This window comes from Pedobacter psychrophilus (assembly GCF_001652725.1).
GTDB lineage: Bacteria > Bacteroidota > Bacteroidia > Sphingobacteriales > Sphingobacteriaceae > Pseudopedobacter > Pseudopedobacter psychrophilus.
Genome location: NZ_LWHJ01000011.1, coordinates 256,251 through 267,812 on the forward strand (window position 1 = coordinate 256,251; position 11,562 = coordinate 267,812).

An 11,562-nucleotide genomic window follows, 5' to 3' on the forward strand; every position below is an offset into this window, starting at 1 on the left:
AAATAGTAAGTCGGTTTGAATTTATTAAAATTACACAACATACTTTACAGGCATACTTACTTTACTTAAAAGATAATTTTAATCATGAACTCCCATGGTGAATTGCCTCCGTTTTAAAAAAGATTGCTCTAATAAAAAGCCCTAAATTTCGTCAGGGCTTTTCAATAATATTTACTTAAAATCTACTAACTGAATTCTCAAATAATAGCTAAAAATCATGTAGTATAAATTTTTGGCTTTAAGCTTTCTGCATTCGCATTCTGCTTTAAGCCTTCTGCCTTAAGCTGTTCGAGATGTTAGAAAAGCACATCATATAAAAAAAATAATTAAGGATTTTTAATCCGTTTCCAAAAATCTATTTAAAACTCGCCAAAGCTAAATAATAACAAAAAAAACCCCGTAAGCTTTAAATTGAGTAATCAACTTACATATCCCATAAAATTTAGGGATATTTAAAAAAAATAGTTAGCCTTATAATAATGCCATACTAAATGGACCGCAGATTTATTTACAAAAGAAAAAACCAAAATAAAAAAACTCAAAGCTTGAATAACTCAAAACTCAAACTTTTATTGAACCGTTTGCAAGGTGTCCCCCCGCCGGCGGGGGTAAGGGGGTGATTAATAAACCTAGGCAGATAGTGATGTTATCTAAGCGTACCATGTCTCGCAGGTTAAGTCGCACTTCTAACAGTCACTATAATTTTTTAAAAAGATTATCCAACCGCTCACATTAAGACTTAAAAATTGCCTTCTCACATAGATTATTTAATTAACTTTATGATGTTCATAAACCCATAATTAAACAAAAATAGTGATATACAGAGGGGTTTATAACACATATATAAGTTATCGGCAACCCCAAAAAACGACACAACGAAAACATAAATCGACAATGAAATACAAATGCTTGACAACTTAATTGACATTATTTCCAAGACTGTAAAACCTTCATTGGAAGACATTGAACTTTGTAGAACATATTTTGAACAAGTGAAAATTTCAAGAAATACTGTTTTAGAAGAGCAAGGTAAAACTCCTCAATATCTCTATTTTGTTTCATCGGGGTTTATGCGACTATTTTATTATGACGAAAACGGTGATGAACAGACCACTTATCTTTGTTCTATCAATGGGTTTATTGCTTCATTTCTTTGTTTTATAAACCAAATAAAAGCAACAGAAAATGTGGAGTGCGTAACAGACTGCGAAATATTAAGAATAACAAATGCCAACCTTAAAAAGCTAATTGATGAAAGCGAAAACTTTAAAAAATTTAGTCTTATCATTTTTGAGCAAGCAATTTTTTCAACTGCAAACAGAGCAAACGACTTAGCCACACTAAACGCAGAACAACGCTACAAGAAACTAATAGACAATCAACCCCAGCTAATCCAAAACATACCTATTCAATACATTGCTTCATTTTTAGGAATGAAACCCGAAAGTTTGAGCAGAATTAGACGGCAAATCATTTCCTAACAATTGTTAAGTGAATGCGCATTTATCCTAACGACTTTTGCAACTAAATTAAACGCAAAAGAAAATGGACGCATTAAAACAAATTTTATTGATCCTACCGCAAGGCTTTATTTCTGGACTTATGCTTAATGGAACTTTCATTCTATCAGCATATTTTTTGGTTTGGAAAAAATTTAAAAACCGATTACAGAATTGGAGAATACAACTCAAAGAACGAGTAGATGGCAACCAAATAAAACGAGAACTTAAAAACTCACTTTTCACATTATTGGTGGGGGCAACTTTTAGTAGCATCGTAATTTATTTGAGCACAAAAGGATATACCAAAATTTACATTAACATTTCAGACCATAATATATTTTTTGCTTTTGGCGGTTTCTTCTTTTTACTATTACTTGACGACACGTGGTTCTATTGGTGTCATAGACTGTTACACCAACCAAAACTTTTTAAGTATGTTCATCTAGAACATCATAAAAGTGTAGATGTAAATCCGTTTACTTCAATGTCATTTCATTTTATTGAGCCTTTTCTGCTTTCATTTTGGATTTTTCCAGTTGCCTATTTCTTTCCTATTTATGCCCCTGTATTAATGTTTGTACAAATTTGGGGGTTATTAGACAATGTAAAAGCTCATTTAGGCTATGAATTGTATTCGGCAAAACTTAATAAAAGTTGGCTTCGTTTTTTAACATCAAGTACACATCATAATATGCACCATAGTAAATTCAACGGAAATTATGGTGTTCACTTTCGTATTTGGGACAAACTTTTAGGGACTGAATTCAAAGACTACGAAAGTGAGTATGACAAAATACAAGAAAGGAAAAAATTAGACAATCACATTTAGAGCCAACAACTTCTGATAGACAAAAGGGCATCCGATAATAGTGTATTGGCTTAATAGTAGGTGACGTACTTAGATCGAACATTTGTACAATGTTCAGCTTTTGTGCTTCGATTGAACTTTTGTACAAAAAATCCGCCACTACGCCAATACCCAAACCGTTAGCTATTATACTACAAGCAACCCTGCAACTACAAACCCTACCTCATTTTGAACACAAATAACCTCAATTTGAACACGGGCAAACTTTCCAAACTTCTGACCTTTACACTTCATTACTAAAAAAATATAAAATGAAGTACAAAATTTTAGGAAGTACAGGTTTAAAAGTTTCAACACTTTGTTTAGGAACAATGAACTATGGAGGAAAAGGTTTTTTTGGTTATATGGGAAACCTTGACCAAAATGCAGTAGATGAACAAATTAAAACTGTAACCGAAGCAGGTGTTAATTTTATTGACACAGCAAATATCTATTCTGAAGGACTTTCGGAAGTGATGATAGGGCAAGCGATAAAAAATCTTAGGATCAACAGAGATGATTTAGTTTTGGCCACAAAGGTTAGAGGTACAATGGGCAAAAGTCAAAACGACCTTGGACTTTCAAAAAAACACATCATTCAACAAGTTGAAGCAAGTTTAAAAAGACTTGGAACGGATTATATTGACCTTTACCAAATTCACACTGCCGACCCCTTAACACCTTTTGAAGAAACGATTAAAACATTAGACGATTTAGTACGAAGTGGAAAAATTAGATACTTTGGTGCAAGTAATCTTGCAGGTTGGCAATTAATGAAAGCATTATCATATTCTAAATACAATCATTTAGACAGTTTTGCTTCTTTACAAGCTAATTATTCGTTAGACGTGAGAGATGCCGAAAGAGAATTGGTGCCTTTACTATTAGACCAAAAAGTTGGAATGATAATTTGGAGCCCTTTAAGTGGTGGTTTATTGACAGGAAAATATAAAAGAGACGGACATAAAGAAGAAGGACGATTAAATACTTTTCCTTTTCCGCCATTTCACGAAGAAAGAGCTTATGATGTTTTGGATATATTGAGACCAATGGCTAAACAGAAAAACGCATCAATTGCCCAAATAGCCTTGGCTTGGCTGTTACATCAACCAGTCGTGACGAGTGCAATAATTGGTGCTACAAAAATATATCAGATAGAAGATAATTTAAAAGCGGTAGAAATTACTTTTACGAATGATGAATTAGCACAATTAGATAATGTTAGTAAATTACCGATTGAATATCCCGGAAATGTTCTCGAGATAATGACAATGGATAGAAATTCAGGGGTTGATTTTCAAAATGCTTAAATTTATAAACTAAAAATGCACACACAGTTTTTGGCTGCCTGCAAGTTTTAAAAATATGAATAGTTTACAGCAAAATTTTATCAAAATAAATTCAGTAAAAGAATTACATACTCTAATGGGTTTGCCAAGCCCATTAAATCCTTTAATAACAATTATTGACCATTCTATAACCACAAACAATTCTAAAAACCAAAAACTACTTTTAGAATTTTACAATATTTCAATAAAACGTAGTTTTAAAGGACAGCTAAAATATGGTAAAAACAAATATGATTTTGACGAAGGCACAATGTCATTTATTGCACCAAATCAAATTATAACTGTTGATGCAGAAGAAAATAGAAATAATGATGGTTGGTCATTATTGTTTCACCCTGATTTGATTAGACAATATTCATTAACAAAAACAATTAAAAATTATGGCTTTTTTTCTTACGAAATAAATGAAGCATTGCACCTGTCTAACGAAGAAGAAAAAACGATTGAGACAATTGTAAAAAATATTCAAAATGAAATTAATTCCAGATTAGACAATTTTAGTCAGGACATAATTATATCAAACATTGAATTGCTTTTGAGTTATTGCAACCGTTTTTATTGTAGGCAATTTCTAACCAGAAAAATGGCAACAAACGACTTGCTTTCAAACTTTGAAAATTTATTACACCATTATTTTTCAGAAAAATCTGATATAATACTACCAACAGTCGAGAAATTAGCAAATGAACTCAATGTTTCTTCTTCTTATTTGAGTGATATGTTAAGAAGTGTAACAGGACAAAATACACAACAACACATTCATAACAAACTCATAGAAAAAGCAAAAGAAATTTTGACAACAACCGATTTAAGTGTGAGTGAAATAGCCTACCAATTTGGATTTGAATACCCACAATCGTTTAGCAAACTTTTTAAAACAAAAACAAAGTTAACACCAATAGAATTTAGAAATTCATTTAACTGATAGAAAATCACTGCTAACATCCCCTTAATTAAATTGGCGGCTCAGTAGTTAAATCGAAGGTTAGTACTTTTTAAAAATTTGGCGATTATTGAAGTTTAGGCTTCTTTACCCGCCACATCACCAAGCAGAGAAACCATCAGTTTAACACATAATATGAATACTTTATACGAATTTGAACAATGCTATTCTATAAAAAAGCCTCCTTTTTGGGGCAGATCTAAAATTTAGTAAATAAAACGTCTTCCTACTTTACAGGTTTCTCTTTCATCGTACCCACAGCTACAGCTGCCGCAACCAATCCTGCTGTAACCATATAACCCGCTAAATTGGTCAGGATAACTGGTAACACAATTGGGCTTGCAAAAACAGCCGAACCGATACTAACTAATTAATATCTAGCCTGTTCTTCTTAATATTTCATATTAAAAATTATCTTAACCTAAATTAACGGTTAATTTATAACATTAAAAAATAGACAAGGGTAGGATCACAAAACCATTTAATACCTTTTTACCCATGTTAGATATTGTTCTTTTTAAACGTAGGTGTCTTATATTGAAATGAGGATAAAATATTTGTCGCAAATCACCCTTTTTTTGTCTTTTATTAACCGCTAACAATTTAATTTATTAGCCAATATTTGTATAATTAAAATAGCAAGCCATGCGATACTTTTTTATCGTTTAAAATGATAGGTTAATGAATGATCAATTCATTTCAAATGGGTTACAGTTTTCATTATTGGCCAGGGTATTTATTGCGCATTACATGAGTTCTTAAATTTATAATCAAAAAATATTTCTCAACCTAAAATCTAAATTAAAATTATGGCACTTATCAATCCTTACATCAACTTCAACGGCAATGCCGAAGAAGCATTCCATTTTTATAAATCAGTATTTGGCGGAGAGTTCGCAAACATCATGCGTTTCAAAGATATGGCAAGTCCCCAAAATCCTGTACCAGAAAATGAGGCGGATAAAATAATGCACATTGCATTGCCTATCGGTAAAAATATTTTAATGGCTAACGATGTTCCAGAATCAATGGGCCGGGTAAACGAGAATGAAAACAGGTCTAAAATTGCGATCAGTGCAGAAAGCAAGGAAGAAGCCGATAAATTATTTAACGGACTATCTGCAGGGGGTAATGTTGAAATGCCTATTGGCGATAGTCCTTTGGGATCCTATTTTGCAATGTTTAGAGACAAATATGGAATTGAATGGATGATAGATTTTGACCCCAAGTTTAAAGGACAAATGTAAACGCCTTATCCAGGATAAGAACATAAACCAGTAGATTGATGTAAACGCTCATATAATTAAAGATGAGTAAATTCCCTCTCCTTTGGAGAGGGATTTAGGGTTAGGCCTCCGCAACTATACCATTTAAAAAACCCTATCCGCTTCATAAAACCAACTTTAACCTAAAAACTAACCGTTTATAAATAACATAATTTAATAGGTGACTATAGGATAAAGATAAGACAACCATAGGATAACCATAAGATATGATGTTTTTGCATTTGGATAAAACACCTCAATTGAATATTTTAACAATTGAATAGGATTCTAATTTTGGGCTAAAACATAAATACCATGGACAAGTTCATATACTTATTTTAAGGACGTAATGCCTTTTTCTCCCTCTAAAACCACTTTCAAAAAAAAATAGAAAAATAAGTGCGTAAGTATTTGATAATTAATAACAGTTTCCTATCTTTGCCGTCCGCTAATGAGCGGATATTGTATCCACCTTGAACGAAGCCCTACTGCTTCGATGGGTGTTAATTAAATTAAGAAATGTCAGGAATTATTGGAAAAAAAGTAGGAATGACCAGCATATTCGACGCAGACGGTAAAAACATACCTTGTACTGTTATAGAAGCTGGACCTTGTGTGGTAACACAGGTAAAAACCATCGAGAGTGATGGCTATGCTGCGGTGCAGTTAGCTTACGATGAGAAAAAAGAAAAAAACACTACTAATCCCCTTAAAGGTCATTTTGAAAAAGCTGGTACAACTCCAAAGCGTAAAGTGGTGGAGTTTAAGTATTTTACAGAAGACAAAACTTTAGGACAAACAGTAGATGTTAATCTTTTTGTAGAAGGAGACTACGTTGATGTAGTGGGTACTTCTAAAGGAAAAGGTTTTCAGGGTGTTGTAAAACGCCACGGTTTTAGCGGTGTGGGTATGCAAACTCACGGTCAGCATAACCGTTTAAGAGCTCCAGGTTCTTTGGGTGCTTCTTCATATCCTTCAAGAGTTTTTAAAGGAATGAGAATGGCCGGTAGAATGGGTGGTGATAGGGTGAAAATCCAAAACCTTCAAGTCGTTAAGATTTTTGCAGAACAAAACTTATTAGTAGTAAGCGGTTCAATCCCGGGTGCTAAAGGTTCTTATGTGTTAATAGAGAAGTAATGGAAGTTAAAGTATTAAACATATCAGGTAAAGAAACAGGTGCCAAGGTGCAGCTTTCTAAAGATATCTTCGGTATCGAACCAAATGACCATGCCATCTATTTAGACGTAAAACAATATCTGGCTAATCAACGTCAAGGTACGCACAAGTCTAAACAACGTAATGAGATCGCAGGGTCTACTCGTAAATTATACAAGCAAAAAGGTACCGGTGGTGCAAGAGCAGGAAGTATTAAATCTCCATTATTTAATGGTGGTGGTAGAATTTTTGGTCCTCAACCTCGCGATTACAGCTTCAAATTAAATAAGAAGCTTAAAGAATTAGCTCGTAAATCAGCTTTATCTTATAAAGCTAAAGACAACAACGTAGTAATATTAGAAGATTTTAACTTCGATAACGCCAAAACAAAAAACTTTGTAGGGCTTTTAGGAGCATTAAATATCACAGGTCAAAAAACTTTGTTGGTATTGCCTGATGCAAATCAGAATGTATACCTGGCAAGCAGAAACATACAAGGTACTAAAGTGGTTATTGCTGCCGATCTTAATACATATGATGTATTAAACGCAGGAAAATTAGTATTTACAACCGGTTCGGTTAAAACATTGGAGGAGGCATTAGCCAAGTAATATGGACATTTTAAGAAAACCTGTATTAACAGAAAAAGCTACGCTGCAAACTGAGAAACATAACCGTTATACTTTTCAGTGCGATCAAAGAGCAAACAAATTACAGATAAGATCTGCAATTGAGGCCATGTATGGCGTAAGTATTTTATCGGTAAATACAATGGTAGTAGTTGGTAAATTAAAAACCAGATCTACCAAAGCCGGTATGGTATCAGGTAGGGCTGCTAAATACAAAAAAGCAGTGGTTACTTTAAAAGAAGGTGAAGTTATTGACTTTTATAGCAATATTTAATTAGATTATGGGCTTAAGAAAATTTAAACCAGTAACCCCAGGAACTCGTTTCAGAGTTGGTAATGATTTTACAGAAATCACTACTAACATTCCTGAAAAGTCACTTGTTGTGAAACAAGGCAAGTCTGGCGGTAGAAACAATACTGGTAAAATGACTATGCGTTATGTCGGTGGGGGTCACAAGCAATTGTACCGACTAATAGATTTTAAACGCGATAAAAAAGATATCCCCGCAACAGTAGCAACAATAGAATACGATCCAAATCGTACTGCCCGTATTGCGCTGTTACATTATGCCGATGGAGAGAAAAGATACATCATCGCTCCAGAAGGAATTCAGGTAGGTGCTAAAGTGATAGCCGGTGATACAGTTGCTCCAGAAGTGGGTAACAACATCTCTTTGGCAAATATTCCTTTAGGTTCTATTATTCATAACATAGAATTGAATCCTGGTAGAGGTGCTCAAATAGCAAGAAGTGCTGGTTCTTATGCACAATTAGCGGCAAGAGACGGTAAATATGCAACTATTAAGATGCCTTCTGGCGAAACTCGTTTGATCTTAACTACTTGTACCGCAACTATCGGAACGGTTTCTAACTCAGAACATGCTAACGAAGTGTTAGGTAAAGCTGGTAGAAAGCGTTGGTTAGGTCGCCGTCCAAGAGTAAGGGGTGTTGCAATGAATCCAGTCGATCACCCAATGGGTGGTGGTGAAGGTAGATCATCAGGTGGTCACCCACGCTCAAGAAATGGCTTGTTATCTAAAGGTTTCAAAACCCGTGATAAAAAGAAGAACTCAAATCGTTTAATCATAGCTAGGAGGAAGAAATAATGGCTCGTTCGATTAAAAAAGGACCTTATATAGATCACAATGTAGAAAAGAAAGTTTCTACAATGAATGATGCAGGTAAAAAGACCGTAATTAAGACATGGTCAAGAAGATCAATGATATCTCCGGATTTCGTAGGTCATACGTTTGCAGTACACAACGGAAATAAATTTATTCCTGTTTACGTAACTGAAAACATGGTTGGTCACAAATTAGGAGAGTTTGCTCCAACCAGAACATTTAGAGGACACGCTGATAAAAGAAAATAAGCAATGGAAGCAATAGCAAAATTAAATAATTGCCCTACTTCGCCTCGTAAAATGAGACTGGTTGTTGATTTAATCAGAGGTGAACGTGTAGAAAAGGCACTATCGATATTAAAATTCACAAATAAAGAAGCAGCAATAAGAGTTGAAAAACTTTTGTTATCTGCTATAAAAAATTGGGAATCAAAAAATGAGGGTGAACGCCCAGAAGAATCGGGATTATTCGTTAAAACCATTATGGTTGATGGCGGCCGCCAATTAAAGCGTTTAAGACCTGCTCCGCAAGGTCGTGGTTATAGAATTCGTAAGCGTTCTAACCATGTAACTTTAGTAGTAGATAGTAGTGTGAATAAAGAACCTCAAACTAATTAAGTAGAAATGGGACAAAAAGCTAATCCAATAGGACTAAGGTTAGGGATCATCAGAGGATGGGATTCTAACTGGTATGGCGGTAACAAATACGCTGATAAATTAGTTGAGGATGAAAAAATTCGTAAATACCTATCTGCTCGTATAGCAAAAGGTGGGGTTTCTAAAGTTGTTATAGAAAGAACTTTAAAACGCATAACTGTAACTATTCATACTGCCCGTCCGGGTATTGTGATAGGAAAGGGAGGCTCAGAAGTTGATAAGATCAAAGAAGAGTTAAAGAAATTGACTAAGAAAGATGTTCAAATCAATATTTTTGAGATTAAACGTCCTGAGCTTGATGCACAATTAGTTGCAGATGGTGTTGCTAAACAATTAGAAGCAAGGATTTCTTTCAGAAGAGCAATGAAAACTTCTATCGCTGCAACCATGAGAATGGGTGCAGAAGGTATCAAGATCATGTGTTCTGGAAGATTAGGTGGAGCAGAGATGGCTCGTAGTGAGCAATACAAAGATGGAAGAACTCCATTACATACTTTAAGAGCTGATATAGACTATGCTTTAGGCGAGGCTTTAACTACTTATGGTAAAATAGGGATTAAGGTTTGGATTTGTAAAGGCGAAGTTTACGGTAAGAGAGATCTTTCTCCTAATATAGGTGCAAACACTGGTAAAGGTGATAAACCAGGCGGTGGAAATTTCGCTCCTCGTGGCGATCGTAATGATCGTGGTGGAGATAGAAAACCAGGAAACCGTAATGGTGGAAACAACAGAGGTGGAGCAGGTGCGGGTGCCCCTAGAGGAAAAAGATAATTTAGAAAAATCGTTTAAACGAATTAAAGATTAAGTAATGTTACAGCCAAAAAGAACGAAGTTCAGAAAGATGCAAAAGGGCAGGATGAAAGGTTTAGCCTCTCGTGGTGCAGAATTGTCTTTCGGTTCATTCGGAATAAAATCATTAGAAGAAAGCTGGATCACCAGCCGCCAGATAGAAGCTGCTCGTATTGCCGTAACTCGTTTCATGAAGTGAGGGTCAAGTATGGATCCGTATATTTCCTGATAAACCAGTTACCAAAAAACCAGCTGAAGTACGTATGGGTAAAGGTAAGGGAGCTCCAGAATATTGGGTTGCCGTTGTTAGACCAGGAAGAATCATCTTTGAAGCAGAAGGTGTGCCTTATGAGGTAGCAAAAGAAGCTATGCGTTTAGCTGCCCAAAAATTACCTGTTCAAACAAAATTTGTAGTGCGTAGAGATTACGTAGAAGCATAATAATAACAACGATGAAATACTCAGAAATAAAAGAACTGTCTAACGAGGAAATCGTTACCAGAATTCAAGAGGAGAAAGCAACTTTAACAAAATTGAAGTTTGCCCACGCAGTTTCTGCTATAGAAAACCCTACAAGAATTAACAAGGCGAGGAAAGTAGTATCCCGCTTAAATACTGAATTAACTCAGCGTACAGCTAAGGCAGCCTCTGAAAGTAATTCATAATTTTTACAGTTGAAATGGAAAGAAAATTAAGAAAAACAAGAACTGGGTTAGTGACTAGCAATAAGATGGACAAATCTATTGTTGTAGCGATTGAGAGAAAGGTAAAACACCCAATTTATGGTAAGTTTGTGAAAACAACTACCAAATTTATGGCTCATGACGAGAAAAATGATTGCGGTATCGGTGATACTGTTCTGATCATGGAGACACGTCCGCTGAGTAAGAACAAAAACTGGAGATTAGTTGAAATTTTAGAAAGGGCTAAGTAAAATGGTACAACAGGAATCAAGATTGAATGTTGCCGACAATTCTGGTGCTAAACAAGTTTTAGTAATTAGAGTGTTAGGCGGTACCGGTAAAAGATATGCATCTATTGGAGACAAAGTGGTTGTAACTGTAAAAAGCGCAATGCCATCTGGAAACATCAAAAAAGGTACTGTATCTAAGGCCGTAGTGGTAAGAACTAAAAAAGAAATCAGAAGAAAAGACGGTTCTTATATCCGCTTTGATGATAATGCAGCGGTGTTGTTAAACGCACAAGACGAGCCAAGAGGAACCCGTATATTCGGACCTGTTGCAAGAGAGCTGCGTGAGAAACAATTCATGAAAATTGTATCATTAGCACCGGAGGTATTGTAA

The 11,562-nt window shown here is 34.9% G+C and carries 15 protein-coding genes and 1 pseudogene; all 16 read left to right on the plus strand.

Annotated elements, in window-relative coordinates:
- Window positions 1-992 precede the first annotated feature (992 nt).
- The 16 genes and pseudogenes from A5893_RS01695 to rplN all read left to right on the plus strand — a co-directional run bounded on the left by A5893_RS01695 (window position 993) and on the right by rplN (window position 11,562).
- Entirely contained in the window at window positions 993-1,481 is a 489-nt protein-coding gene (locus tag A5893_RS01695; protein ID WP_232456784.1) for a Crp/Fnr family transcriptional regulator, read from the plus strand.
- A 64-nt stretch (window positions 1,482-1,545) separates the two neighbouring features.
- Entirely contained in the window at window positions 1,546-2,331 is a 786-nt protein-coding gene (locus A5893_RS01700) for a sterol desaturase family protein (protein ID WP_068820809.1), read from the plus strand.
- A gap of 290 nt (window positions 2,332-2,621) precedes the next feature.
- On the plus strand, window positions 2,622-3,659 hold the full coding sequence (locus tag A5893_RS01705) for an aldo/keto reductase (protein WP_068820810.1): 1,038 nt from the start codon (window positions 2,622-2,624) through the stop codon (window positions 3,657-3,659).
- A gap of 55 nt (window positions 3,660-3,714) precedes the next feature.
- The gene (locus tag A5893_RS01710; protein ID WP_068820811.1) at window positions 3,715-4,623 is read left to right on the plus strand and encodes a helix-turn-helix domain-containing protein; all 909 of its coding nucleotides are present in this window, start codon (window positions 3,715-3,717) and stop codon (window positions 4,621-4,623) included.
- Between the two features lie 827 nt (window positions 4,624-5,450).
- The gene (locus A5893_RS01715) at window positions 5,451-5,888 is read left to right on the plus strand and encodes a VOC family protein (RefSeq protein ID WP_068820812.1); all 438 of its coding nucleotides are present in this window, start codon (window positions 5,451-5,453) and stop codon (window positions 5,886-5,888) included.
- A 537-nt stretch (window positions 5,889-6,425) separates the two neighbouring features.
- The gene (rplC, locus tag A5893_RS01720) at window positions 6,426-7,043 is read left to right on the plus strand and encodes a 50S ribosomal protein L3 (protein WP_068820813.1); all 618 of its coding nucleotides are present in this window, start codon (window positions 6,426-6,428) and stop codon (window positions 7,041-7,043) included.
- A complete protein-coding gene (gene rplD / locus A5893_RS01725; protein ID WP_068820814.1) occupies window positions 7,043-7,672 on the plus strand; it encodes a 50S ribosomal protein L4 in 630 nt (209 codons plus the stop codon). The genes rplC and rplD overlap by 1 nt, the downstream gene beginning before the upstream one ends.
- A gap of 1 nt (window position 7,673) precedes the next feature.
- Window positions 7,674-7,964 carry a 50S ribosomal protein L23 gene (gene rplW / locus A5893_RS01730; RefSeq protein ID WP_068820815.1) on the plus strand — a complete coding sequence of 97 codons (291 nt, stop codon included), beginning with the start codon at window positions 7,674-7,676 and terminating at the stop codon, window positions 7,962-7,964.
- A 7-nt stretch (window positions 7,965-7,971) separates the two neighbouring features.
- On the plus strand, window positions 7,972-8,796 hold the full coding sequence (gene rplB, locus A5893_RS01735; protein ID WP_068820816.1) for a 50S ribosomal protein L2: 825 nt from the start codon (window positions 7,972-7,974) through the stop codon (window positions 8,794-8,796).
- A complete protein-coding gene (gene rpsS / locus A5893_RS01740; protein ID WP_068820817.1) occupies window positions 8,796-9,062 on the plus strand; it encodes a 30S ribosomal protein S19 in 267 nt (88 codons plus the stop codon). The genes rplB and rpsS overlap by 1 nt, the downstream gene beginning before the upstream one ends.
- A 3-nt stretch (window positions 9,063-9,065) precedes the next feature.
- The gene (rplV, locus tag A5893_RS01745; protein ID WP_068820818.1) at window positions 9,066-9,431 is read left to right on the plus strand and encodes a 50S ribosomal protein L22; all 366 of its coding nucleotides are present in this window, start codon (window positions 9,066-9,068) and stop codon (window positions 9,429-9,431) included.
- A 6-nt stretch (window positions 9,432-9,437) separates the two neighbouring features.
- Entirely contained in the window at window positions 9,438-10,241 is an 804-nt protein-coding gene (gene rpsC / locus A5893_RS01750) for a 30S ribosomal protein S3 (RefSeq protein ID WP_068820819.1), read from the plus strand.
- A gap of 37 nt (window positions 10,242-10,278) precedes the next feature.
- Window positions 10,279-10,699 (plus strand): annotated as a pseudogene (gene rplP / locus A5893_RS01755) (50S ribosomal protein L16).
- A gap of 11 nt (window positions 10,700-10,710) precedes the next feature.
- Entirely contained in the window at window positions 10,711-10,923 is a 213-nt protein-coding gene (rpmC, locus tag A5893_RS01760; protein WP_068820821.1) for a 50S ribosomal protein L29, read from the plus strand.
- A gap of 14 nt (window positions 10,924-10,937) precedes the next feature.
- On the plus strand, window positions 10,938-11,192 hold the full coding sequence (gene rpsQ, locus A5893_RS01765) for a 30S ribosomal protein S17 (RefSeq protein ID WP_068820822.1): 255 nt from the start codon (window positions 10,938-10,940) through the stop codon (window positions 11,190-11,192).
- A 1-nt stretch (window position 11,193) separates the two neighbouring features.
- Window positions 11,194-11,562, plus strand: coding sequence for a 50S ribosomal protein L14 (gene rplN, locus A5893_RS01770; RefSeq protein ID WP_068820823.1), 369 nt, complete (start codon window positions 11,194-11,196; stop codon window positions 11,560-11,562).